This window comes from Pelagicoccus sp. SDUM812005 (assembly GCF_031127875.1).
Lineage (GTDB): Bacteria > Verrucomicrobiota > Verrucomicrobiia > Opitutales > Opitutaceae > Pelagicoccus.
Genome location: NZ_JARXIA010000001.1, coordinates 253,221 through 278,832, shown reverse-complemented (window position 1 = coordinate 278,832; position 25,612 = coordinate 253,221). Strand labels below are relative to the sequence as shown.

The 25,612-nt window shown below is 59.2% G+C and carries 14 protein-coding genes; 5 read left to right on the top strand and 9 right to left on the bottom strand.

Annotated elements, in window-relative coordinates:
- The first annotated feature begins 84 nt into the window (after positions 1 to 84).
- On the top strand, positions 85 to 1,560 hold the full coding sequence (locus tag QEH57_RS00985) for a hypothetical protein (RefSeq protein ID WP_309004794.1): 1,476 nt from the start codon (positions 85 to 87) through the stop codon (positions 1,558 to 1,560).
- A gap of 113 nt (positions 1,561 to 1,673) precedes the next feature.
- Here QEH57_RS00985 and QEH57_RS00980 read toward each other — a convergent pair whose 3' ends face one another.
- Complete coding sequence (locus QEH57_RS00980; RefSeq protein ID WP_309004793.1) at positions 1,674 to 4,994, bottom strand: TonB-dependent receptor plug domain-containing protein; 3,321 nt, start codon at positions 4,992 to 4,994, stop codon at positions 1,674 to 1,676.
- Between the two features lie 478 nt (positions 4,995 to 5,472).
- Between QEH57_RS00980 and QEH57_RS00975 the strand changes: the two genes are divergently transcribed.
- A complete protein-coding gene (locus QEH57_RS00975) occupies positions 5,473 to 6,579 on the top strand; it encodes a LacI family DNA-binding transcriptional regulator (RefSeq protein ID WP_309004792.1) in 1,107 nt (368 codons plus the stop codon).
- 283 nt (positions 6,580 to 6,862) lie between these two features.
- On the top strand, positions 6,863 to 10,282 hold the full coding sequence (locus QEH57_RS00970) for a TonB-dependent receptor plug domain-containing protein (protein ID WP_309004791.1): 3,420 nt from the start codon (positions 6,863 to 6,865) through the stop codon (positions 10,280 to 10,282).
- A gap of 192 nt (positions 10,283 to 10,474) precedes the next feature.
- Here QEH57_RS00970 and QEH57_RS00965 read toward each other — a convergent pair whose 3' ends face one another.
- The gene (locus tag QEH57_RS00965; RefSeq protein ID WP_309004790.1) at positions 10,475 to 11,875 is read right to left on the bottom strand and encodes a DUF1552 domain-containing protein; all 1,401 of its coding nucleotides are present in this window, start codon (positions 11,873 to 11,875) and stop codon (positions 10,475 to 10,477) included.
- Between the two features lie 6 nt (positions 11,876 to 11,881).
- Positions 11,882 to 13,882, bottom strand: coding sequence for a DUF1592 domain-containing protein (locus QEH57_RS00960; protein ID WP_309004789.1), 2,001 nt, complete (start codon positions 13,880 to 13,882; stop codon positions 11,882 to 11,884).
- Between the two features lie 313 nt (positions 13,883 to 14,195).
- On the opposite strand from QEH57_RS00960, the gene QEH57_RS00955 reads away from it, so the two are divergent.
- On the top strand, positions 14,196 to 15,497 hold the full coding sequence (locus tag QEH57_RS00955; RefSeq protein ID WP_309004788.1) for a family 43 glycosylhydrolase: 1,302 nt from the start codon (positions 14,196 to 14,198) through the stop codon (positions 15,495 to 15,497).
- 68 nt (positions 15,498 to 15,565) lie between these two features.
- Here QEH57_RS00955 and QEH57_RS00950 read toward each other — a convergent pair whose 3' ends face one another.
- The 5 genes from QEH57_RS00950 to QEH57_RS00930 form a co-directional block, all read right to left on the bottom strand.
- A complete protein-coding gene (locus tag QEH57_RS00950) occupies positions 15,566 to 17,200 on the bottom strand; it encodes a sodium/solute symporter (RefSeq protein WP_309004787.1) in 1,635 nt (544 codons plus the stop codon).
- A 103-nt stretch (positions 17,201 to 17,303) separates the two neighbouring features.
- Positions 17,304 to 17,486, bottom strand: a complete 183-nt coding sequence (locus tag QEH57_RS00945; protein ID WP_309004786.1) for a hypothetical protein — start codon at positions 17,484 to 17,486, stop codon at positions 17,304 to 17,306.
- 34 nt (positions 17,487 to 17,520) lie between these two features.
- Positions 17,521 to 18,921, bottom strand: coding sequence for a hypothetical protein (locus QEH57_RS00940; protein ID WP_309004784.1), 1,401 nt, complete (start codon positions 18,919 to 18,921; stop codon positions 17,521 to 17,523).
- Between the two features lie 161 nt (positions 18,922 to 19,082).
- A complete protein-coding gene (locus tag QEH57_RS00935) occupies positions 19,083 to 21,245 on the bottom strand; it encodes an alpha-L-rhamnosidase C-terminal domain-containing protein (RefSeq protein ID WP_309004783.1) in 2,163 nt (720 codons plus the stop codon).
- A 126-nt stretch (positions 21,246 to 21,371) separates the two neighbouring features.
- Positions 21,372 to 22,451 (bottom strand): LacI family DNA-binding transcriptional regulator, encoded by a 1,080-nt coding sequence (locus QEH57_RS00930; protein WP_309004782.1) that lies wholly within the window; start codon positions 22,449 to 22,451, stop codon positions 21,372 to 21,374.
- Between the two features lie 294 nt (positions 22,452 to 22,745).
- Here QEH57_RS00930 and QEH57_RS00925 point away from each other — a divergent pair, with 294 nt between their 5' ends.
- The gene (locus QEH57_RS00925) at positions 22,746 to 24,974 is read left to right on the top strand and encodes a glycoside hydrolase family 3 N-terminal domain-containing protein (RefSeq protein WP_309004781.1); all 2,229 of its coding nucleotides are present in this window, start codon (positions 22,746 to 22,748) and stop codon (positions 24,972 to 24,974) included.
- 17 nt (positions 24,975 to 24,991) lie between these two features.
- Here QEH57_RS00925 and QEH57_RS00920 read toward each other — a convergent pair whose 3' ends face one another.
- Complete coding sequence (locus QEH57_RS00920) at positions 24,992 to 25,609, bottom strand: ferric reductase-like transmembrane domain-containing protein (RefSeq protein ID WP_309004780.1); 618 nt, start codon at positions 25,607 to 25,609, stop codon at positions 24,992 to 24,994.
- Positions 25,610 to 25,612 lie beyond the last annotated feature (3 nt).

Below are 25,612 nucleotides of genomic sequence, written 5' to 3'. Positions count from 1 at the left end.
GGAATCGATCCCGGAAAATCCAGAAACGGCCCGTTTTGCCGATGTAGAAGGAGATTGCCGCCCGCCGGCAAAGCCCATCCTGCTATGAAAAACCTAAAGTCGACCCTCACCGTTCATACCGCCATCGCAAGCGCCGCCACGGTTTGCTCCATCGCGTTCATGGCCCTGCCTTCTCTGGCTGCCTTCCGCGAATCGCTTTCCGCCCAGCTGGGCCTCGCCGGACAACTAGGCCTTTGGCTGCCCGTCGCTGCCACCGCCGCCGCCGCCCACGGACTCGCCTACGTCCTGTCCGTCAGGAAAATCGCCGCCCCCTTCCAAAAGCTCGCCACCAACGCCTCCCACTGCGAGCAAGGCTTCGCCTTCAAGACCAAGAGCAACACCAAGGAAGAGGACGTCATCAAGCACGCCATCGAGACCAACAACCTCAAGACCAAGGAAGCCCAGCAAGTCGCCGAGGAACTGGAGGCAGACCTGGAACAACTGAAGTCCAAGCTGGAAGCCGCCGAAGCCAAGATCGAATCGCTCGGCTCCGCCAAGGCCAGCGCCGAAAAGGCCGCCTCCGAGCTGCGTCTGCGCTGCGAAACCCTCAACGCCTCCAAGGTCGCCCTCGAGCTCACCCTCGAAAACGAGCGCAAGTCCAAGATCGGCGCCGAAGTCGAAAAGCGGGCCGAGGAGATCTACTCCCAAATGCAAAAGGCCGTTTCCGCCGCCTCGCTGAAATCCATCTGGCTGCCGAGCTTCGTGCACCAGCTCAAGGGCCCCGCATCCGTCATAAACGAAATCTCCGCCGGACTCCGCAACAACTGCAGCGAAACCCCGCTCACCCAAATCGCCGCCCAAATCGAGCAAATCCACCTCCAAACCGAAAAGCAGCTCGCCACCCTGCAAGGCATCCTCGACACCCAAGTCCTCGAACTGGCCAGCGATCCCCTCCCTCCACAGAGCAAGCAAGCCCGCAGCAACGAAGCCATTAACGCGATCGCAAGCGAAGGCCAAACGCCCTGCGACGAGGACGAGCTCGATTCCGAATTCGACGCTTCGCCCCGCCAAATCGGCCTCGCCATGCCCGAGCCAGTCCGCTCCCCCGCTCGCCTGGAAAGCGCCGAACAACCGGAAAGCCCGCACTCCATCGAAAACGTGCTCGGCTCCATTATCGATCACTTCTCCCCGCTCGCTCCCGATGCCCACCTTTCCTACACAGTCGATACCGAGCTCGGCATCGAGATCGAAGACGACACCCTGCTCGCCCTCATGCGGGCCCTAACGCAAGCCGCCGTCAACTCCGTGGACGAAGGGGAAATCACCCTCGGCGTCGAGCTCACCACCGAGCACCTGGTTTTCGATATCGCTTGCGAAGGCGACATCGTCTTCAGCGATCCAGCCTGCATCGACAAGGCTGGCGTCCACGCTCGCAAGCTCGGCGGCCACATCGACATCGACCGCCCCGGCGAAAACGAGCTCCACTTCAGCTTCTCCTATCCGCTCGAAGCGCCCGCGCCTGCCGAAGAAGATGTCATTGAAATCCAATCACAACGCATCGGCAGCGAACCGCTCAGCTAATCGCAGGGCAATACATAGATTCCAGCCGCCTCGCCGCACCTCGAAAAAAGGCCTCGCCGCACGGAGCGACGAGGCCTGACAACGAATCAAATCGCTAGGCAGCCAAGCTGCCTTTAGAAGCTGAACGAATTGGACAACTGGTACGTAGTTGGATTCGCGATACCATAGACGGGCGTGCTGTCCGGATTGACGCGGATCACTCGCAGCCCGTGTTCGCCGATCGCCCGGCGGGCATTCAGCTGAATCCTCCAATCGACCTTGTCGTCAAAGATCTTCTTGCGGTAGTTCATCATGAAGCTGCCGGTGAGAATGTCGTCGCCGATGAGGCGATTGTCCGGGTCGCTGACCAGCGTTTGCAATCCGGAAAGTCCTGCGATGTCGATATCAACGACCTTTTGCAGCGCGCCGATCGCCTTGCCGCTTTCCCAAGTGAAATTGCCTCCTACGGAAAACCCTTTCATGCGGCCTTCGAGGAACTTGTAGTTCGCGGTCAGCTTCGCGGTGTATTCAGCAAGTCCGAACACGGGCTCTCCATCGCGGGCGATGCCTTCGAGGTAAGGCCCTACCACCTCGTCGATCAAATCGTCGCTGAGCAGCTCCTCGTTTTCAACCTCGGGATAAGCGACGTCCGCAAACTCGCCGTCCTTTTCCAGTCCCATATCGAACCACTTCTTATAGAACGGAGCGCGAAGTTCGAAAAACTCTCGGACACCTCCACCCAACTCGCTGGCCGTTGACTCGAGCTGGCTTACGCTGCCTGCGAACCTCCAGTTGCGATTCGGATTAAAGGTAACTTCCAACTCGTAGCCCTTGGCGATCGACTTTTCCGTTTCAGCGGGATTGTCCGGACGCTCGTATTCTTCGGTCGTGATCTCTCCGTCAGGACCGTAGGTGTACCATTCGGAGGCAAACGCGTTGTTGTTCGGATTGACCCACTCGTCAGGCTCCACGTAAGGAACCTCGGCCTCTGCGGCAGCCGCCATGTCCATGTTGCGCTGGGCTACAATATCCGCTGCAAACAGCGCTTCGCGCAAACGTCTTTCGAATGGCTCGATGCGGAGGCTCGCAGTTGCCGCCCCGCCGCGGCTGTCGGCGTAGAGCTGAGAGGTCTTGAAGGCAGTCGCTTTGATGTGAAGCTTGTCTTCCATCAAACGAAGTCCAATCCCGAAGTCTTCCGTCTCGCCGCTTTGCGGTGGGATCGGATCGTAGTGCGGAGCGAATCGCTGCTGCGTGAGCGCGAAGTTTTCAGAGAAGTTTCCGAACAAGCGCAACCACGGCGTCACATGGTAAACCGCACCGTACGTCATGGTATCGGCGCTGATTTCAAAGGTATCGTAATCAGTGTAGTGATCGCGGCTGTATCCATAAACCCCTTCAGGCTGGGTGAGATCGTCATCTATGCGATTCCAGGTGAGGTTTTCTACCGTATCGGTACGCCATCCTAGCGTGGATACGATTTTACGGTCCCAGAAGAAGCTCTGCAGCGATACGCCCAACCCGTCGCGCTTGGTCGTCGTATAACCGCGTCCGCCGGTAATGTTAACGCGACCCAACTCGATACCGGAATCGTCCGTGACAAAACTCTTGGTCACAGTATCCCAATACATGTAGGAAGCCGGTTCCTTGTCGGGAGCTATATTATCCGGAAGCCCGGTGATGTTTAAGCCGGTATCTCCCATTTGCACAGCATCGCCGATGTACCACATCTGGTGCCAGCGCAAAGCCGAATTGGCATAGTTCATCGTCTCATCGGCGCTGCTTCCGACTTCGAAGGGAGAACCGTAGGCCCCCACCGGTTGGTACTGCCAGCGCCAGGCGAGGCTATCCTCAGTGCCTTCCGTATAAAGCCCTGTCAAACGGTGCGAGCCGAGGAAAGACAGTCGATCCGAAACTTCCGCAAAGTCGAAGTCGTAGTTCATCTGAAACTGAGAGGTCTCGTTCGCCTTGTCCTGGCTTTGACCCAAGTTGCGTCCAAAGATGAACGGGCGCAGGAAGTTTGGATTCTCCTCTCCATCGATGGTGTGCGTGTTTATATCAAGCGAAAGTTGACGCGTCTGCGAGAGGATCGGGAAGTTCTGATCGCGCTGGAAATCCTCCTTCATGTAAGCAGCTGAAAAATAAAGGTCATCGGTGATCTTCTGCTCCAACTCGAAGTAAGCCTTCGTATCATGATCCTTACGATAGCTACCGGGAAGCGAACCAATATCATAATCCATATAAGGAAAGATCTCTTCGCTATCCACCTGCGGATCGGTGAAACCGGTGCGATTCTCGAGCGGGCTCGAGGAACGCATGAACCAAACACGGTCAGCAGTAGCAGGTCGACCACCAGTGATAGTCGCAGAGCTCCAGTTCAGAGCCTTGTCGTCAATCGGCGTCGTCCAGTCAGAGCCATCGAAGGCGATGTAGAGCCCGTGGTCGCGACCGTCCATGTCGTCGCGAATCTGGATATTCTGTCCTTCGATGATCCCACTCGTAGTTCGAGCGCGAGCCTTGCGCGACGGGTCCCAATAGAAATTCTCGGCGAGCTCTTCCTCCGTCATTCCGGGGCCATATTGGTTATATAGATCCAACCAGCCAGAAACATTATCCTGAAGCGGACGGTAGGTCGGAGTGCGGCCGTCGATATGTATATCTTCGTAGCTACCGGTGAGCTTCGTATTTTCAAACGGCTTGTAAGTCGCCGTTAGATAGAAGCGATTATCGTTCTGGTCGGCGTGGTTAAACATATAGCCGTTGTCCGCCGATTTCGCTGCCATGCGGACCGCGAGCTTGTCCTCCACCAATACCCGACCGAGGTCCATATTCACTTGGAAGGTGCCAAAGTTGTCGAGGATGACGTCGACCTTGTTTATATCACGATTCAGATTCGCCCGCTTCGTCGAGGAATTGATCATGCCCGCCGGTTGCCCCAAGCCAAACAGGATAGAATTCGGTCCCCGCAAAAATTCGGCGCGATCCACATTGTAGCGGTCTACGCCCATGATGACGGGCATATAGTTCATGGCCTTGGAAGCGTTGCCCAAGCCGCGAACGCGAACCGAACCTTCGCCGGCATTACGGTCGTCAAAGTCCCCACCGGTATAACCCTGCCGCAAGCCGTCGCTAGTGGTGTCCGTCATTTCAACGGTTTCGGCGCCGGCCACCATTTCGAGAGCTCCGAGCAAGTCCCTCGCTCCTAGGTCGTCCATAAAGTCCTGGGTAAGGACCGAAACCGAAGCGGATACATCTTTCAGTTCCGTGTTCAATCGGCTACCTGCCGTGGTGGCGGTAGCGCGATACCCTTCGTCCTGCGAGGCGTCTACAGTGAAGGGCGAAAGCTCGAAGATGTCTTCATCCCCTTCTGCGTCCTGCGCATACGATGCAACAGGGCTCAAGGAAGCGAGAAGAGACAGGCCGAGCAACTTGCTAGTTTGCTTGCGTTTGGTGGTCATAATCTAGGTTTGTACGTTATTTGTTTTAATAAACGCGGCGCCACGAAACGGAGGCTTCTCACTTTCAGTGAAAACGCCTCTCCTTATGGGAAAGGCTTGTTCCGAAGGGATAACGCAGCACGCGATCTGGGGGGAATATCAGTACGTCTCGATGAATTCGTACGTTGGGGAAGAGAATCCCCAGCATCCCGCTCGGCCTCATTTCCTCAAACCACCCCACCTGCTAATTGTATTATTTAGTACAAACAGAGATGCAAATCTACCAATCTCCCCCAGCCCTTACCACCAACCCCCCACCCGCTCCTCGCCCCCACCCTGCCCGCCTTCCCCACAAAGCTGCAACGGACGAACAAGCCGAGGCCCTCCGCGGCGACTCCGCTTCCCCTACTACAATTAGCATAAACGCCGCGCCGCCTTTTAGCGGTTTCCTCGCCTACCTTGGAGAAGGCACCCCTGCAAACTCCACCCCCACCCCGCGATGTCCCTACCCCACAAAAGCCATCCCTTGCCTCCCGCCAAACGCCGGCCCACCGTGCGCGACATCGCCAAAGAAGTCGGCTTGCACTTCACCACCGTGGCGGAAGCCCTGCGCGACTCTCCCCGCGTGAAGGCCGAAACTAGGGAACGCGTGGCCGCTGCCGCCAAGAAGCTCGGCTACCGGGTCGACCCCATGCTGTCCGCCCTCTCCGCCTACCGTTCCTCGAAACGACAACCCGTTTACCAAGGCACCCTCGCCTGGATCAACTGCTTCGACGACCGGCACTACTTTTCCAACCGCACCGGCTTCTACGGGGACTGCTACCGAGGCGCCTGCCTCCGAAGCGAAGACCTCGGCTACCGCATCGAACCTTTCTGGATGAGCGAGCCGGGCATGACCGCCGGCCGTGCCTCCAATATCCTCGAAAGCAGAAACGTCGCCGGTGTCATCGTCGGCCCCATGCCCCACGGCCTGGACGAACTGAATCTCGTATGGGACAAATTTTGCTCCGTGCGGATCGGCTACTCCATTCGTAATACGAATTTAACTACGATCGTCACCGACCACTTCTCCAATATGAGAATGGTCTACGAGCGCCTGCGCTCCCATGGCTTCCGTCGCATCGGCTTCGCCTGTCCCGCCGACCTCGACGACCGCGTCAACCGCCACTGGTCCGGCTCCTTCTTCGCCATGCAAAGCCGAGAAGAGGAAGCCAACCGCGTCCCCGCCTTCCTCGACCCCGAAATGCACGGCTCTCCCCAAGCCTTCACGGACTGGTACCACCAGAACCGCCCCGAAGTCATCATCTCCGGCGGGGCGCGGAACTACTACAATTTCCTCAACGAGGCAGGCATCGCCGTGCCCGCAGAGGTCCAACTCGTATCCATCCACACCGATGGGCTGGCAAAAGGCCTATCCGGAATCTCCCAAAGCGGCGTCACCGTAGGCAAAGTCTCCATCGACCACCTGGTCGGCTCCATCCACCGCTACAAGGCAGGCATCGAAACCCATCCTAAAACCGTACTGGTAAGCGGCGAATGGCAGGATGGAGAATCCTACAACGGAAGAGCCCAGCCGCCCCTGCCCGCCATTCCCGCTTCGGCCTAGCCCATTCCGGCCTCCCACCGCACCCCCGCAGCCCCAGCCCTGCTCCCTTTTCATACAGGTATGAAAGTTGTTGGGTGGTTACGTCCAGCCGCTCCTGCTGTATTCGTGGCATCAACCGGCGAGCGCCAGCGCGACCCCTCAAGCCTCGGCTGAGGTCGCGCCTGCTGTCCCTCCCAGCTCGCCTACCCCAACCGCCTGACGCCACGCCCACGGCCCCTCCACCAAGGGACCGCCATGCTCCAACGCAGGCAGTCAACAACCCCCAACCCCCACCAGTCAAACTATGACCCACCAAAGAACAAGCGCCGCATCGCTCTGCACCGCTGCCTTCCTCATCGCCGCTCCCCTCGGGGCCCAGACCGCGGACCAGCCGGAAGGGGACGTCTTCGAGATCTCCCCCTTCGTCGTGGAAGCCAACGACAACAACAGCTACCGTGCCACTAACACCCTCTCCGGCACCCGCCTCAACTCCAGCCTCAACGACGTAGCCTCGCCCATATCCGTCTTCACCGCCGAGTTCCTCAAGGACATCGACGCCACCAATATCCAGGAAGCCTACCTCTACTCCGTAAACGTCGAAAACGAAAACGAGTACGCTCCCGACGATTCCGAAGGAGCCTCCGTCTCCACCACCAACCAAAGCCGCGTGCGCGGCCTCATGGCCACCAGCGAGACCCGCGGCTTCTTCGCCAGCAAGTTCCGCGGCGACACCTACAACTCCGAGCGCTTCACCGTGTCGCGCGGCCCCAACTCCATCCTCTACGGAGTCGGCTCCCCGGCCGGCCTGATGAACACCTCCCTCAAGCGAGCCATGGTAGGCCAGGACAAGCTCGGACTCTCCCTCCGCTTCGACTCCGAAAACGGACGCCGCCTCACCACCGACATCAACAAGGTCCTCTTCGAGAACAAGCTCGCCGTCCGCTTCGCCAGCCTCGACCAGGACATCGAAACCTGGAAGGACCCCGAGCGCGACCACGAGCGCCGCCGCTACGGAGCCATCACCTACCGTCCCTTCGAGGGCACCGCCCTCCGGGCCAACTACGAAGCCATGCGCAACGACCGCTCCAAGGCCCGCAGCCAGCTCGTGCGCGACGAAGTCTCCGCCTGGATCGAAGCCGGACGCCCCGTCTACGACCACATCAACGACCGCATCTCCTACGACAACGGCAACACCTGGACCGACGAAGCCACCTTCGACGGCCAGGCCAAGAAACTCTGGGCCCTCTCAGAAGACGAACAGCACCAGCTCGGAATCGACCGCGACAACGGAGGCTTCTACAACGGCAGCGCCAAGGCCTACCTGCACGGACAAATCGAGCTCGACCCCGCCGCCTGGAACGCCATCGAAGATCCCGCCACCCGCCAATGGTACGCCTCCCAAGGCACCCAGTGGCTCATCAACCGCGGACAAGCCTCCTCCGTCGGAAACTTCGACCGCAACGCCGACACCGAAACCTTCGGCCCCGGCGACACCCTCGTCGACCCGAGCTTCAACATCCACGGCTTCGCCTCCAGCACCGAGTACCAAGGAGAAAACTACTCCTTCGTCTGGGAGCAGAAAATCAACGAAAACTTCTTCATCGAAGCCGCCTTCAACCACGAGGAATGGGACCGCTACTTCGTCGATCCGCTACGCGTCAACTCGTCCCAGCTCAAGGCCGACCCCAACTACTACCTCGCCGTCTGGCAGCTCAACCGCACCCTCAAGGACGAAGACGGCGACCCCACCTACGCCTTCGGATCCGAAGTCGTCGAAAACCGTCGCCGCTCCGACGGCTCCTACGACCACCGCGACACCCTCCGGAATCCAGATGGTGAATACGTCTACATCAAAAATCCCAACGTCGGCCGCTACTACGTGGAAGGACACCTCATCGGCTTCGACGAAGACATCGAGCAGGACAACCTGCGCTTCACCGCCTCCTACAGCCTCGACCTGCGCGAACGCAACCAGCTCTTCGGACGCCACGACATCGCCTTCCTCTACCAGGAGGACGAAATCTACCAGTTCCAACGCAAGCTCCGCGCCCACTACGACCTCGACTTCAAGTACGGCCGCGGAGGCGACAATCCTGTATCCATTCAGGAAACACGCAACAACGTCTCCAACCGCTACTACCTCGACCTACCCGGCGACCCCGCCTCCGGTCCCAACAGCATTAACTATCCGCCCAAGTACCACGTAGCCGACACCTTCGAGGTCGGCGGCTTCCGCTCCGACGGCATCCCATCCGCCAATATCCGCGAGCTCACCGGACAAATGGCCGTGCTGCAAAGCCGCTTCCTCAACGACAAGCTCGTCACCACCTTCGGCTTTCGCAACGACCGGGAAACCCTCTACCGCTCCCAAGACCTTCCTTACGCCGAAGTGAACCGCGACCCCGACACCCTCGAGATCCTGCTCGAGCCCATCGCCTCCACCCCGCTCGTCACCCAGGACGGAGACACCGAAACCATCGGCGTCGTCTACCATGCCAACGAATGGCTCTCGCTCCTCTACAGCAAGTCCAGCAGCTTCGATCCGCAAGGCCAGTACCACGACTTCGACAACAATCCCCTCCCCGCCTCCGACGGCCAAGGCGAAGAGTTCGGCTTCATGCTCAACCTCATGGAGGGCAAGCTCTCCGCCCGCGTCAACTGGTTCGAACAGTCCGCCACCGGTGACCTCGAAAACGACTGGAACTACCTGCGAGTCAAAAACACCATCGTCGGCACCACCGAACGCATGATCGAAGACTGGTGGGAAGCCCTCGCTCCCGGCGAGCTAGGCGTCGATCCCCTCGTCGAAGAAGACGGCACGCTCATCGACGTCAGCGCCCGCCGCGCCTGGGCGGAAAATACGCTCGGCCTCTCCATCGACGACTACCAGCCGGAGTCCACCGAGTTCAGCGAATTCCTCCGCGTCACCCGCGACTACCGCTCCGAAGGCATGGAAATGGAAATCTTCGCCCGCCCCACCACCAACTGGGACATGCGCCTCACCGTCGGCAAAGCCAAAGCCGTCAACGAGAAGACCCTGCCAGGCTTCCTCGAGTTCTTCGAACGCCGCAAGGACATCTACGAAAAGTACATGAACCTCCCACGCAGCCCCCTCGACAGCGACTACTACGGTGAACGCGAAGAAGGCGCCCCGCACCCCTTCTCCGATCCCTCCAACGACAACCCGGACTGGAGCCCCACCACCCCACGCGACGCATGGGCCGTCAACCGCAGCGATTCGCTCGGCTACAGCCTCCTGAATCACGGAAATGGATACGCCCGCGTCGCCCTCGCAACCGAAGAGCAAGGCATCGCCACTCCCCGCACCCGCAAATGGCGCGTCAACTTCATCTCCCGCTACAAGTTCAACGAAGGCCGCCTCAAAGGCTTCAGCGTCGGCACCGGAGCTCGCTGGCGCTCCGCCGCCGCCATCGGCTACCTCGGCAAGGAAAATCCGGAGAACCCAAGCGGTATCCGCGTTCCGGATGCAAGCAAGCCCATCAACGGCGACAGCATCCTCGATATCGACGGCTGGCTCACCTACCGCCGCAAGCTCAAGATCGGCCAACGCAATGTCGATTGGCGACTCCAGCTCAACGTCAAGAACCTCTTCGACGACCGCGCCTACATCCCCATCAGCATCGATTCCTACACCGGCGAAGTCGTGCAATGGTCCCAGAAAGCGCCCCGAACCTGGTCCCTCACCAACAGCCTCCAGTTCTAAAACGCTAAGGCCACCCACTTAAACAAAGGAGCAAGCCCCCCGCTTGCTCCTTTTTCGTATCCGCTTCCCTAATACCTCATAACCCCAGGTAGGGCGGGACCGCCGGGCCCGCCGCAACGTCCCCATCAAAAAAATAGAACCCCACCCATGCCCCCCCGCAAAAGCCTTCACCCGCTGAACCTTCCCCCGCGCTCAGATCCCCCGCAAACGCCCTGTCGAATCGCCAAAGCGCGGCAAATCATCTACCCCCAGCTTGTCCGCGAGGCTGAGAAACAGGTTCGTGGTCGGCTGCGCCCCGTAGTTAGCATAGCGGTTACCCTCTACCCCTGCGCCTTGCCCTCCGGAAAGCACGATCGGCAAATTGTCGTGGCTATGGTGATTTCCGTCCGCATTGCCGCTGCCGTAGACGATCATCGTATTGTGCAGCAAGCTATTCCCATCCACATCTTGGATACTGTCTAACTTCTCTAGAAACGAAGCGTAGCGCTCCACGTACCAGCGATCGATACGGGCCACCTTTTCGATCTTTTCCTTATCCAACAAGTGATGCGACAGGTTATGGTGCCCTTCGTTGATTCCGATCTCCTCATGGGAACGATTATCTCCGTCGTGAGCCATCATCATCGTAGCAACCCGCGTCGAATCCGTCTGGAACGCCAAGGCCAACACATCGTACATCATGTCGATGTGCGAGCTATGGGCGCTGGGAATGCCCGAGGGAGATTCCACATCGGGGTCAGGCGCCATGCCGTGCCGTTCCATTTTTTCGATACGTTGCTCAACCTCTCGCAGTCCCGTTAAATACTGGTCCAGCTTTTCGCGGTCTCTGACCCCGAGCCGCGGCTGCAAGTCCGCCACATCCCCCAGCAAGCAGTCCAATACCGAACGCCGATTCATCATTCGCTGCTTTGCGTTGAAGCTACGTTCCCCGTGCGGCCCTTCTCCGAACAACCTCTCGAAGGCCTTGCGAGGATTCGATTCCGGAGCCATAGGCACCGTAGCGGACTTCCAGGAAACATTGTACTGGTAAGCGCAGGAGTAGCCGGAATCGCACAGCCCGCTCGGACGAGAACGATCGCAAGTCAACTCCAGCGACGGATAACGCGTCAAGCTCCCGACTCGCCGAGCCACCTCCTGATCGATAGAGATCCCAGCCCGGATGTCCGTAGGGCTCTTATTGATACGCACCCCAGTAAGAAAAACCCCGTTGGCCCGAGCGTGATCCCCGCCTCCGTCGTCGCCTGGATTGGCGTTGGCATGATCCAATCCTCCCAGAATTTGGATACGATCGCGAAAGCGCTCCAAGGGCTTCATCGTATCGTTTAGTTCGAAACGCCGCTCGTCTCCAGTCGGCCACCACTTTGCAGGAATCGCTCCGTTCGGGAAATAGACGAAACCGAGCCGCAAAGGCGCGCCCGTCGCCGTCTGGGCCAAGCCCTGCGCGGCCGTCTTCGCCACTAAGCTCCGCGGCATCAATGACTCCAACAACGGCAGCGCCACGCAAGCCCCCACTCCCTTGAGGAAGCGACGCCTCCCCAAGGCGACATCCCGTTGAAATCCCATATCCATTCCTCTTTCTCCCCCTTGTTTCATAAGCGCTTAATGTTGTGTGTTCGCCATTTGCTCAGTTTCGAAAGCATCCGATTCGCCGCGACCTCGCTGAAAGGGAACCGAATCGATCGTGGCGCGAATCAATGCCTGCAAACTCCCGTCCTTCTCCTGCAAAACCTCGACCAGCCGATCCACCGTCTCCGTATCGTAATACTCCAACTCGCGCCCCAAGGCGAAGGTCAGAAGCTTTTCGCTCAAACAGTGGAAAAACTCGTAGCTGTGTTGGCTTCGCAGGATTCGCTTCAACTCCTGAATCGTCTCGAAGGATTCCCCGGATATCAGAGTCCCGCTCGCATCGATCTCTTGCCCCAGTTCGGAATCCCGCCAACGCCCCATCGCATTGAAGTTCTCCAAAGCCAAGCCCAAGGGATCCATCTGGTTGTGGCAGGAACTGCAAAGCGGTTTCTCGCGATGGATTGCCAAGGTTTCGCGCAGCGACATCTTACTGAGTTCGTCCGCATCCGCCACGTCTTCCAACGACGAAATGTTCGGCGGCGGTGGAGATGGTGGAGTCCCTAATATATTGTCTAAAATGAATACGCCTCGTTTCACCGGCGAGGTCCGCGTGGGATTCGAAGTCACAGCTAGGATCGTCCCCTGCGTCAGCACCCCGCCTCTAGGACTGTCCGCGGGCAACGCGACACGTCGCATCTCCTCGCCTTCCACGCCCTCGATTCCATAATGCTCCGCGAGCTCTTCGTTCAGGAAGGCATAGTTGCTATCGATCAAATCCAGGACGTTCCTCTCTTCGCGCAGGATGTATTCAAATAGCAACTCCGTCTCCTCGCGCATGGCTCGACGCATGGAACTGGAAAGCTTAGGGCGAGGCTGAGCAAAGGCATTGGTCACGATATCGACCGCATGTTGAAACTGGGCCTGTTCCTCCTCCGTTCGCTCGCTGGCCGGCACGCCCGCGAGCCGATGCAGCACGCGACGGTTCTCCACCACCTCCGGTACAGGATTCTCCCTCAGAAACAGGTCAAAGGCATTGATCGCCACCAGTTCGATATCCCGAGCATGCAACCATTGACCGGCGAAGTTCCTTACGAACGCATCCGATCGCTCGTCCTCCAACAAACGCCCAACCTGCGTATCCAAATTCTCACGCAGGCGACCGGACGCGGCGAGCGCTAACAAGGTTTCGTCCGGCATCGAAGACCAAAGGAAGTACGACAAGCGAGAAGCCAAGCTCCACTCGTCCACCAACGGATAGCGCTCCCCTGGCTGCAACTCCTCCATGCCTTCGTAGCGAAAGATAAAGCGCGGCGAAGCCAGCATCGCCACCAAGACCTGACTCGCTCCATCGATCGCCCCTTTTCCCGGTACCTCCAAAACGCTGTGCCCCAACTCCGTCAACCTCCGCTTGGAGGAAGCCTCCAAAGGCCTCCGAAAAACACGTGGTCCCATGTAGCTCACGAAGTCCTCCAGAAGCGTCCTCTCCGATTCCAAGTCCGAGCCCGTCTCCCCAGCAAAAAGATCAGCCAAGCCCTGGTAGCGGCCTAGGTAGCTCCCTGACCCTTCCCACGTATCCAAATTTCCCATCAGTTCCTCGACCGCCAGCTGCGCCACGTCGAGATACTTCTCCAAGAGCATCGGCGAAATGGTCAGCACCGAACCGATATTGTCGAAGCCCTCTCCCGAGTCGTCCGGCGGGAATAGCGCATCCGTATCCACTTCGACCCCAATCAGGTCCCTAACGGAATTGCGGTACTCGTTCCGATTGAGTCGACGCAAAACCACCGCCCCCGGATCCAACGCTTCCGGATCGATCTCGAACGCCTCCGACTTTATCCAATCGATTATCGTCTTTAGCTCTTCGGCCTCCAGCTGATCCTCGCCGTGAGGCGGCATCAACCCGAACCGCACCCGCTTAAGAACCTTCCCCCAAAGCTCGTGGTTCTCGATCTCCTCGCCTTCGCCAAAGGAGTCCAAAGTCAGCCCTCCTTTCTTTTCCCCGTATCCATGGCAATCGTAGCAATAAAAGTCCATGATCGGATCGATCCTTTCCTCGAAAGATAACTCCAGGACATCGCCCCACAAAGGACGACCTGCTACGCAGACGAGCAAGGCGAACGAGGCGACAGTTAGGCTACGACGAAATTCTTTCAGTTGAAAGCGGGGTTGGGGCAGGCACCGTTATAGACAAAAACGAGACAGGCCCTAGCATACCATTTTCATAACAGTAGTAGCCATGCAGGAAACCGCAAAGGCATGTGCGAATGACGAAGCAGCGACCTCCTACAATTATGCCGATCGCGAAGCTCGCCCCTCCGGCCAACTGATCCCATCGTTCCGAGCAAGCATGACAGTTCCCCCGCTCCCCTCCGCTCCGATCTCCATCGACGCCTTGCAAGCCCACGGCGTAACCGATCCGCAACTACGTATCTTTAACAACAAGGCCTACCTCTACGCCTCCCACGACCACGCCCCCACAAACACCCGTTTCGTCATGCCCGACTGGCAATTGTGGAGCTCCGAAGACCTTCTCAACTGGCAGTACGAAACCACCCTCTCCCCCACCCATACCCATATCGGAAAGCCCTTCGATGGCTGCTGGGCAGGCGATGCGATTTGCAAGGACGGCACCTACTATTGGTGCTTCTCCGTCGTCGACCAACGAACCGGGCTGCACGAAATCGGGCTTGTCTCCGCCCCCACTCCCACTGGCCCCTGGAGCGACCCCGTGGGAGGCCCTTGGATCAAGGGCGACGCTGCGGATACCCACGTCTACGACCCCGGCTTTCTGCAACTGGAGGACGGCACTGTCTATATCGTCTTCGGCGTTTGGGACTACTATATCGCTCGCGTGGCCGACGACATGAGCGGGCTCGCCGAAACCCCACGCAAAATCGAAATTCGCGATCCCGCCGGTCCCTACGGAAGCGGCAAAACCGACGACAAGCCCTTCCTCCACCAGCGCGGCGATACTTTCTACCTTTCCTGGGGCTGCTTCTACGCTGTTTCCAAATACCTGTATGGCCCCTACCAATACAAAGGCTGCCTCGTCGACGAATCGAATATGGCCCCATCCTTTCGGGAAAGGACTTGGCCCCACGGTCCCCAGCAGGGCCGCCACGGGTCCTTCTGCGACTGGAAGGGCCAAAGCTACTTCATGTACTGCGACATGAGCTTTTCGGGAAACCGCTACTACCGCGGATCCTGGATTAGCTACGTCCACTACCGGGCAAACGGCGAAATCGCCCCCATCGAGATCAGCGCCGACGCCGTCGGACGCTACTCCGCCGCCAAGGCGATCTGCCCCGCCAACTACAGCGAAGCCTCCGGTATCCAAAAAGTGGAGAACCCAGACGGAAGCTTTTCCATTCGGGCCCTGCAAGCCGACGCCTCCCTGCACTTTCCCAACATTACCGGCCTGCAGTCAGCATCCGTTGTGGCAACGCTGCGGTTCAACAGAGTTAGCCAAACTCAAACCCTCCAAATCTCCAACGGCAAGAGCCACCCCGGGGACACAATCCCCGTCAGCGCACCGGAGATCCGTTACCCCATCGCCTCCTTCGACTCCGAAGCAGGCTTACGCTTGAGCTTCCACGGCCCCATCGACCCCAGCCTGCAACTCGACAGCATCACCCTAACAGACGCCTAGGCTCTACCTGGAGAGGCAGGCCGCCGAAAACAGCGAAGCTACCCAAGCCCGCAGCCGCTTTTCGGCTTTCACCAAAAGAACCAATAGATCGCTACCGACAGGACAGCCACCACGCCGATCCAGATCGCGAACTGACGATTCTCGCCCGGCGTCGCTTCCATATCGAGCAGCACCGTCCTTCGAGCCGCATCGTAGCCCGATCGGCCTTCGCCTCGAGTCAGGAGCGAGACCCCGAACAAAACGATAAAACTCGCCACCGTCAGGAAGAAGCCAGCATGCAGGAAGTTCATCTGCATGAACTCGAAGCCTAGCGTATCCACAATTCCGCTCACCCAAGCATTGTCCACCGACAGCCACATCAGCACGCCTGCCGTCGTACCGAACAACAGCGTCACGAAACCGCCTACCCGATTCGGGATCGGCGACAGCAACCCGCCCAAGAAGCAGGCCAGCACCCCGCCCACCGAATAGGAGGCAAACTTGGCAAGGTAGTCGAAGAGGAACTTGAAGTTCGGGATGATCCACAAGGCCCAGAAAACCGCGGACACGATCAAGACCACGCCAGCGATTCGTCCCGCCACCACGATCTCGCGCTCGCTCGCGTTCGGCCGCATCGGCTTGTACCAGTCCAGCGTGATCAAGCTAGAAGCCGAACAGAGAAAGGAATCCACCGAACTCATGAGAGCCGCCACCAAGCCCGCCAAGGTCAGCCCTACCATCCCCACTGGCAGCAAGGACCGAATCATCGACGAATAAAGCTGGTCCGGAGACTCGGGCGGCACCTCGAAGAAACCATCCTTCAAAAGCATAATCCCCACCACGCCCGGCATCACGATCAGAAAGATCGTCGTACACTTCAGCAAGGCCGCGAACAATCCGCCCATACGGGCTTGATGAATGCTCTTGGCCGCCATCGCTCGCTGCACCACCGCATGGTTGACCGAGCAATAGTAGAGCGCATGTATCGAAAGCCCAAATACGACCGCCGTCCAAGGGATCTGCGGGTCATCTGCCGGTCGTACCATCGAGAGCAGTTCCACGCCTTCGCTGGCCCGGTACGCCTCCACCTTCTGCAGGAAGACTTCCCAACCGCCAACCGCATGCAGGCCGAACAGCAAGACCATGATGCCACCGGCCAAAAGAATAAACATTTGGATAAAGTCCGTGATCACCACCGCTCGCAATCCGCCGAGGATCGCGTACAGTCCTGTCGTCACCGCTAGGATCAACACCCCCGGCAACAGGCTCTCCCAGCCAAACAGGTCCTGCATCACCCGTCCTCCCGCATAAAGCGAAACCGGAACCGCATTGATCGCCAGAAACAGTATTTGGAACACCGATACGAAGCGGTACGACTCCTTCCCGTAGCGCACGTTCAGGAACTGCGGCGTCGTCACGATCCCTAGCCGAATGTAGATCGGCAGAAAAATGACTCCCATCAATACAAAGCCGAACACTCCCGCCATCTGATAGTTCGCTACCGCAACTCCCATCGCCATCGCCAAGCCCGCCTGCCCCACGAATTGCTCCGCCGAGATATTAGTGGCGAACAGGGAGGCCCCGATCATCGGCCAACGCATCGAGCGCCCGGCTAGGAAATAGTCGTTGGAGTCCTTCACTCCGCGACCGATTCGTACCGTTATCCAAAAGATAAATACGAAATAGCTTAAAACGATTGAGAGATCTAAGGGAAATATATTCATGGGGGGAGAACAAGCGAGAGCGAAACCAGCTCGGCACGGAGCTAGGAAAGCGAGACGGGCAAACCTTGCTGCCCGTCCGGAGAGAATGAAATGCGGGCTAAAGTCAGTCCTCGACCGCTGGCAGCACGCGACTGGCCATAATCGAGCCGACGAACCAAGCGACCATGCCGATCGTCATGTAGAGCTTGACGCTATCGAGCTCGATGGTGTCCAAATAGAAAAGGACCGCGGGAAGAATGGTAAGCAAAAGACCGATACGTCCTAGGATTTTAAATACAGTAATCATTTTCGAATGCGATTAAGGTTAGAACGTCAGAATTTTAGGCTCTCCGAGACTTCATGCTGAACAGCATATAGAGACCTCCGCAAGCCAACCAGCACGGGATCGTGAGGAACCAAGGCGAAACGCCTTTCCCGAGAATGTAATAAAGCGCGATTGCGATCGGCAGCAGCCAAGCGAACAGCACCGCGAAGTTGAACGAGCCCTTGAAGGCGCGCTCATGCAGCTCGACCGCGTCCCCTTTGCTGCGGAAATGCCAATTGAAGAATATGATCGCCCCGATCGGAGCGAGGATCATTCCGTACAGCCCCACGAAATCGAGCAGCTTAAAGGCCAGCGCCGGAAACAGGCCGGCCAAGGTCGCCAAGCCGCCCGCCGCCAAAGTCGCCGCCCGACGCGAAATGAAGGGCAGCATCGCCTGAAACGCCAAGCCCGCCCGATAGATGGTCGGATTCGCCGTGGTCCAGCCTGCCACGATCACGCAAATAATTCCCGCCAGCCCGGTCACGCGCTCGGCCATGGGACCTGCCAGCGGCTCCGCGTTCTGCGTCAGCTTGATTTGCGCGGCCAACATGAAGGCGGCCGCGATCCATGCCACGTAGTGGCCGACGTACATCCCGGCCGAGGTCGCCCAACCGTAACTCTGCTTCTTGGCGAAACGGAAAACGGAAAGGTCCGCCATCCCCATATGCATGGCCGCGTTACACAGCCAGCTGAAGAAAACCACGCTCCAAAATCCCATGGTCGACTCCGCCCTTCCTTCCTGGGCAAAGGCGATCGAGCCGCTCCAAAGCCCGTTCAACTCTTCCCAGCTGGAAACGTCCAGCTGCTTGAAAGCCACCAAGCCGCAAGCCACGAACACCAGCACCATCCAAGGCGAAGCGATATTGGCGAACTTCGCTACCATGTCGTAGCCGAGCGTAGCCACCAGGGCGATCAAGCCGCCGACTCCCAACGCCACCACCACGAAAAGGGCGCTGTTGGGATAAACGTCCGCCATGGCTGGCATCTCCATATTGAACGGGATCCCCACCGCAGTCGCGGAAACCGTAATCATCGCTCCCGCCAGGAAACAAAACAGGACCCCGTTCGCCAAATTGTAGACTTTGACCAAGCCGCCGCCCGCGATCTTCTCCAACTGGAAATAGAGCGTCAGCCGAGCCTTCGTCGCGATCGGAGCGCAGACGTAGCGCCAGCTCAGCACCGCCAGCAGGTTGCCCAAGAGCAGGCCCAGAAATACGTTTTGCAAGGTCACCCCATTGAGAAGAAAAAGCGGGCCGATCATAAACTCCGTGCCGGCCGCATGCTCGCCCGCATACATGCCCCAAAACTTGCCAGCCCCTTTGTGGGCCTTCTTGGGGACGGGCTGACGCTCGTATTCGTTTACGGAGGAGTCGTCGTTCGAGGCGTCGACCGCATTGGAGGAATCGGCTGAGTACATAGGCAAGGCCAGAGGCTTTTTGGGGTTAGGGATCGAAAGGGAAAGGTGACAGCTTCTTGAAAAACAATCACTGAACAAGCAATTCTAACTGTATTAAACGCGCCGCTGGGACGCATTGCTACAAAAGATTCGCCAAACAGTCAGATCCCACCCGGCCCGGCCTAGCGATACGACAGCACGATCCGGTAGCTTCCGCTGCCGATCCCGGGAATGCGCACGATGCCGCCCCGCTCCTCGTAATCGGCCGCGGCGCCGTTCACCGTCACCGCTTTCAGCTGCTCGCCTTCCGGCACTTTCAGCGAAACCGTCGGCTCCGTATTGCCGGGAATCTTCAGATCCACCGACATCGACTCTCCGCGTATTTGCTTTACCGATACCTCAACGGCGCCGCGAATCGTCGGCACGCGCCCTTCCACGAATTCCAGCGAACCGGGCCGCGGCGCAACCGTCATCCGCTCGAAGCCGGGCGTGATCGGACGCACGCCAAGCATGAAGCGGGCAATCGCGTTCCCCGGGGCCGCTCCCCATGCGTGGTTCCAATCCTGATTCGGCTTAAAGGAGTCGTCCCAGGCTTCCAAGGTGATCGTGGACCCTACCTCCAACATGTTCTGCCAGCTGCGAGTTCCCTTCATCGTCATCAACCGCAAGGCCGCGTCCTCGCGCCCGCCTTCGTAAAGCGCCTCGAGCAAATACTGGGCCGCGTAAACGCTACAGGCCAAATCCTTCGATACGATATAGTCCGCTACGCTCTCGTAATGCTGCTCCGGCACCAGACCGAAAGCCAAGGGAAACAAGTTCGCGTGAAAGGCGGAGTGCTCCGTCCCTTCCCCATCCACGTAAAGCCCCGTCTCTTCATCGAAAAGAACCTCGTTGAAACGCGCATAGAATCGCTCCGCCCGCGCTTCGTAGTCGCGGGCCGCAGCTTCCTTGCCCAGCGCCTTGGCCATCTCCGCCATCTGCAAAAGGTTCAAATAGTGAAACGCGTTCACCACCGTATTGATCTCCGTAAAGACGTAGCCGTCGCGCTCACCGGGAGGCCAATCCACGATATCCGCCGACCTGCCGGGGCGCTGGTTGTGCTGCTCGTAAGGATAGCCCACCAACAGCCCGTCCTCGCGAGCTCGTTCCTCCAAGGTCTTCTCTTGCTTCAGACGCTCGTAGATCCGGCGGATCGACGAGATATCTCCCGTATACATAAAGTCCATGCCAGCCATCATCACGGAATGCTGCTTCCACTCCGTCGGCCAGGTTTCGAAATCCATCAGGTACTCATGCGTGTAGCGCCCTAGCGAATACTCGCTGTCGACCGCGTAGTGGGAAAGCATGTTAATATAGGAATCGGCTTCGTAGGGAATGCGCTCCCGATCGCCATCCACATAAATGCCCGCAAAGCTGGTCGCCTTCATGCTATATTTGCACAGGTCCCACAACGCATTGAGGTCCTCGTTCGAAGAACGGAAAAACGACGCGTATTCATCCCATGGATAATGGATAGCCAGCTGGTTCGCCTCCAGCTTGCTTAGCTCGATCCCGTTCGTCTCGATCTCGACGTATCGAAACGGAGCGATCGTCCCGAAACGCCCAGGAATTGCGATGGCAACCGGCTTAGTATTGCGGGCGTCGCGCGGCGGATGCACGCCATAGACGCCATTGCCCTCGCTCACTTCCAAAGGCACTGAATAGTAGCGCACGCTCGAGCGCTGGGGAAGCTCCCGCATCACCCCGGCCTCGCTGCCTCGTTCGCCAAAGTGGACGGTCAGCGTCCCGGCAGCCGAAGCGACCAAGTCGAGCTCCAGATAGCCGAAAGCGACCTTGCCGAAGTCCAACAAATAGCGCCCGGGCTCCAGCTCCACCACCGAATGCGGAGCAACCGGCGTCGCCACCGTCGGATGGGCCGAAGGCGCATCCTCCAGCTTCGCTGCCATAGTGAAGCGCTGCGGCTGCGACCAATGGCCGAGCTCGCTCCCTTCCACGCCCACGCGAACGCGCCACTCGTAAGTCTCCGACGCCGCTAGCGGCTCGCCCGCGTATTCGATTCCCAACGACGCCGCAGAGGCGCGTTCGCCCGTATCCCAGAGCAAGTCCGCCCCTCCCTCGAATCCGGATCCGGCCCGAGCCACTTGGACTTGATAAGCGCTCTGGCGACCGCCCTCGGCCGTAACCGGCACCACCCAAGAAAAGTTCGGAGTCGGATCGACCACCCGCGCCAAGCGCTCCCCTTTCAGCAGCTCGCACCGCAGTTCAAACGGAGCTTGGGTCGCTCCGAGCAGGCTAGAGATAAAAGGCAGCGACATGACCAGGAATAACAAGGGGGACAATTTCATTTTCGAGTAGAGAGCCCAGAGCCCGCCAAAACAGGCCGCTGGAAGGTTCAAAAGGAAAGATTCAGGACGAAACGACTTCAACGTTCCGCCTTTCCATCATTGTAGGAGCAAAGAACAAGATCGGCATCATTTGGCAAGCAAAGCTGGATCGCAGCTCCTTCCGCCTCTCCAAAACCCGCTAGTCATAATCGTCTTCGGAGCGCTCTCCAACCCCACGTGGGAACGCCGCACGATGCCAGCGAGCTGATCCACCGCCACCGCGCCGACCACCTTCGCCTCCTGGTCGATGCCAGCGTAAAAGCCCGCATGGTCGTGTTCCAAGGAAACGGATACAAGCTGGATATCCTCCGGCACCCGCATACGCATGCGCTCGAGAAACTCGGGATAGGAGGTCACCCCGCCGATAATCAAAACCTCCGGCCGATTCAGCCGTATCCACGATTCGAACGCATGGAAATCGTCCTCGTTCTCGCTCAAAAACATCGGCAGGTAACGCTCGCGCTCGGCGCTGTAGCGCCGCAGCTGGAACGCTCCCGACCACTTGTGCTCCACCCGCTTGTCGATCCACTCCTTGCACGCAAAGCCAATCCTCGAAAAACCGAGCGACTCCAGCTGGGAGCAAAGCAGCTTCATGTTGCCGAAGTGATCCGAAACCACATTCGTCAAAGGAACGTCCGGTATCGAGTACCCAATCCGCACCGAGCAAAACGAATCCCAGCGCATATCCAACTTATCGATACTCGGAGGCATCGGGGCCACGATCAAACCGGCCTCCCCACGGCTATGGATGATCTGCGAGGCCCGCTTGGCCGACATGCCCGGCTCCCCGTACCAAAACGGCACCAGCTTGAACCCGAGCTCCCGGCAACGCTCCTTCGCCCCCTCGTAGCACTCCTTGTAGTAGCCCGTCGCCTCGGACTCGAAGTAGTCGGGCGAATGAAACCCGTTTATCCAACTCAGGTTCCCGCGGTAACCCTGCTTCAAGTGGCTGCTGCGATAGCTGCAAAACGCCGACACGAACGGATCCGCCTGGTAGCCGAGGCGCTCCGCTGCCGCCTTCACCCGCTGCGCCGTCTCCCGCTTGACCAAATCCGAATCCTTCAAGGCCCTCGCCACTGTGGTGAAATGCAGGCCCACCTCTTCCGCGATATCGCGGATCGTTACGCGTCTCTTCCCGAGCGTCGCTTTGCTGTTCTTGGAGTTCATAAGGGGCATCCTATCCGCCCCGCCAATTGCGGCCGGGCCACGGCCTGGGTTCAGGACCGATACCCCAAAACTACGCAAGGCCGTCCCCCCTCCGCAAGACCCATAGCGCAAATCCTACAATTAGCTTTCCTTCGCGGCTCCAGCCTACCCCAGCCAGCTCCCGCGCCTGCCAGCGCCGGGCAATCCTACTGTTAGTCCCGGGCCTGCTTTGTCGGCTCCTCCATTCCGCAAGATTCTCCTACCCCCTGCTCCTCCCCGACCCGCAAGGCCGCAGGCTCTCCTCCCTACTCTCCTATGCACACAGAAGCCACAGAACGTTCCCGCAAATCGCCACTCGGTCCCGCCAGCGCCGACCGCATCGAATCCAAGGTGCGCGACCTCCTCTCCCGCATGAGCCTCGAGGAAAAGGTCGCCCAGATGCGCATCGTGCACGCCAACCTCGGCGTCAGCCTCGACGAAGACGGACAGCTCGTCCTCAGCGACCACTTCAAGGAACAGGTCAAGCACGGCATCGCCGGGATCAAGAACCCGGGCGAACACGACTCCCCCCAGGACGCCGCCCGCATCAACAACCTCCTACAAAAGTACCTCGTCGAAAACAGCCGCCACGGAATTCCCGCCCTCTTCGTCACCGAATCCTACAACGGGGTCGACGCCGCCGGTACCACCGACTTCAGCCGCCCCATCAACATGGCCGCCAGCTGGAACCCCGAACTCGTGCGCCGCGTCTGGGACCAAGTCGGTCGCGAGGCCCGCGCTCGCGGCATGCACATGTGCCACTCGCCCGAGGCCGACCTCATCCGCGACCCCCGCTTCGGCCGCATGAGCGAAACCTTCGGCGAAGACACCCACCTCGTCTCCGAGATGGTCGTCGCCGCCGTCACCGGCGTGCAAGGCGACTACCACGGCCTCGCCTCCACCCACATCGGGGCCGTCACCAAGCACTTCGCCGGCTACGGACAAGTGGAAGGCGGACGCAACTTCGCCTCCGTGCAAATCTCCGAGCGAGACCTCGCCGACCAAATCCTCCCCCCTTTCCAAGCCGCCGTCCAACGGGCCAAGACCCTCGGCATCATGGCCTCACACGGCGACCTCAACGGCGTCGCCTGCCACGCCAACAAACAGCTCCTTACCGACATTCTCCGCGACCAGTGGGGATTTAATGGATACACCGTCTCCGACGCCAACGATATCGGACGCCTCTTCTACTTCATGGCCGTCGCCGAAAACGAGGACGAAGCCGCCCTGCTCGGACTCAAGGCCGGCATGAACGTAGACCTCTACAACGAAGACTGCTACGTCCGCCTCCCCCAACTCGCCGCCAAAGACACGTCCCTCATCCCCCTCATCGACCAGGCCGCCGGCAACGTCCTGCGAGCCAAGTTCATTCTCGGCCTCTTCGAAAATCCCTACGCTTCCGAAGAACAAGCCCGCGCCATCAGCCGCAGCCCCAGCGCCCTCCAGCTCGCCCTCGAGTCCGAGCTCGACTCCCTCATCCTGCTCAAGAACGAAAACAAGACCCTCCCGCTCGATCCCCGCGCCACGCCCAAAATCGCCCTCGTCGGCCCCCTCCTCAAACCCAACACCCTAGCCCAATTCCAAGAGGTCGCCGGCGACTCCATAGCGTTCGTAGCCGAAAAAGGCTTCTCCCTCACCAACGGCGACATCAACTACCCCGACCTGCTCACCCCCGAACAGTGCGCCCCCGGCCTCGAAAAAGCCGTGCAAGCCGCCGCCTCCGCGGACGCCACCGTTCTCTTCGTGGGCGGCGACGAGTTTACCGCCAAGGAAGCCTTCTTCGACTTCGCCATCGGCGACCGCGCCTCCATCGACCTGCTCGGCTCCCAAGTCGAGCTCTTCCGTCGCCTCAAAGCCCTCGGAAAACCCGTCATCGTCGCCCTCAAGCACCGCCGCACCCTCGCCATCAACGAACTGGCAGCCGAAGCCGACGCCATCCTCGACGCCTGGGATCCCGGCGAGCAGGGCGACACAGCCATCGCCATGACCCTCTTCGGCCACTCCGTCCCCTCCGGCAAGCTCCCCGTCACCGTGCCCCGCACCATCGGCCAGCTCCCCTTCCACTACAGCCAAAAGAAGATCAACTTCAAGAAAGGCTACATGTTCATGGAAAACGGGCCCCTCTACCCCTTCGGCTTCGGGCTCAGCTACACCACCTTCCACTACCAAGACCTCCAGCTCTCCGCAAAACAAGTGGCAAACGGCGACTCCCTTTCGGCCAGTATCAAGATCTCCAATACAGGAGACCGCCCCGGCAAGGAAGTCGTCCAACTCTATATCCAGGATCCCATCGGCACCGTAGTCCGCCCTGCCAAAGAGCTGAAAGCCTTCCGCAAAATCTATCTCGAACCCGGCGAAAGCCAGACCATCAGCTTCGCGATCGCTCCCGAGATGCTAGCCTGCACCGGGGCCGACAACGTACGGAAAGTCGAAAACGGCGATTTCGTAGTCCAAGTCGGCAGCTCCTCCGAGACCTTCCTGGAACAACGCTTCCAAGTCGTCTAGCCCCGCCCCCTTCGGCCTCAAGCGGGCCGCGTCACGCCCGCTTTCGCCCAACGGAACAAACGAATGCCCTCCAGCAAAAACAAGGGCCAGAAATACAACAACGTCTCCCGATAACCCGTTTTCTCTTGAGCGAACTGGTGGTAGATCACCAGAGCGACCACCAAGTAAGTCAACTTGTGCAACCGCTTCCAACGCTTGCCCCCCATTCGCTTAACAGAGAAGTTGTTGCTCGTCCCCGCCAAGACCAACAGCAACGCAAGCGCGAGCAAACCCGACAAAATAAACAGCTTGCTCCACTCCTCGACAACCCCCTGCCACCCGCCCACGTACGGCAGATAGAGCGCGAAGTGCAGTAGCGCGTAAACGAATACGCTCACCCCGATCTGACGCCGCCGAAAAACCAACGCCTTCGACAGTTCCCACTTCGGAAACAGCTGGCGCACCGGAGTAATGCATAAGGTGACCACCAGCAGCACCACCGCCGCCTTGCCAAGAAATTCCAGCAAGTACTTCGCGGGATCCGCCAAGTAGCCAATCTCCTGCCGCAGCACCGCAGCGCCCGCCAGTACCAACGGGCTGCACAAGGCCGCATAAAGCAGCCACGGACTGCGCCAAAAGCCAGAAATCCGCGACATTCC

What these genes read in the sequence shown, in the direction of transcription:
- QEH57_RS00940 (WP_309004784.1), bottom strand. Translation starts at nt 18,921, where the DNA reads ATGTACTCAGCCGATTCCTCCAATGCGGTCGACGCCTCGAACGACGAC.
- QEH57_RS00920 (WP_309004780.1), bottom strand. Translation starts at nt 25,609, where the DNA reads ATGTCGCGGATTTCTGGCTTTTGGCGCAGTCCGTGGCTGCTTTATGCG.
- QEH57_RS00930 (WP_309004782.1), bottom strand. Translation starts at nt 22,451, where the DNA reads ATGAACTCCAAGAACAGCAAAGCGACGCTCGGGAAGAGACGCGTAACG.
- QEH57_RS00950 (WP_309004787.1), bottom strand. Translation starts at nt 17,200, where the DNA reads ATGAATATATTTCCCTTAGATCTCTCAATCGTTTTAAGCTATTTCGTA.
- QEH57_RS00925 (WP_309004781.1), top strand. Translation starts at nt 22,746, where the DNA reads ATGCACACAGAAGCCACAGAACGTTCCCGCAAATCGCCACTCGGTCCC.
- QEH57_RS00965 (WP_309004790.1), bottom strand. Translation starts at nt 11,875, where the DNA reads ATGAAACAAGGGGGAGAAAGAGGAATGGATATGGGATTTCAACGGGAT.
- QEH57_RS00945 (WP_309004786.1), bottom strand. Translation starts at nt 17,486, where the DNA reads ATGATTACTGTATTTAAAATCCTAGGACGTATCGGTCTTTTGCTTACC.
- QEH57_RS00960 (WP_309004789.1), bottom strand. Translation starts at nt 13,882, where the DNA reads ATGGACTTTTATTGCTACGATTGCCATGGATACGGGGAAAAGAAAGGA.
- QEH57_RS00985 (WP_309004794.1), top strand. Translation starts at nt 85, where the DNA reads ATGAAAAACCTAAAGTCGACCCTCACCGTTCATACCGCCATCGCAAGC.
- QEH57_RS00955 (WP_309004788.1), top strand. Translation starts at nt 14,196, where the DNA reads ATGACAGTTCCCCCGCTCCCCTCCGCTCCGATCTCCATCGACGCCTTG.
- QEH57_RS00980 (WP_309004793.1), bottom strand. Translation starts at nt 4,994, where the DNA reads ATGACCACCAAACGCAAGCAAACTAGCAAGTTGCTCGGCCTGTCTCTT.
- QEH57_RS00970 (WP_309004791.1), top strand. Translation starts at nt 6,863, where the DNA reads ATGACCCACCAAAGAACAAGCGCCGCATCGCTCTGCACCGCTGCCTTC.
- QEH57_RS00975 (WP_309004792.1), top strand. Translation starts at nt 5,473, where the DNA reads ATGTCCCTACCCCACAAAAGCCATCCCTTGCCTCCCGCCAAACGCCGG.
- QEH57_RS00935 (WP_309004783.1), bottom strand. Translation starts at nt 21,245, where the DNA reads ATGAAATTGTCCCCCTTGTTATTCCTGGTCATGTCGCTGCCTTTTATC.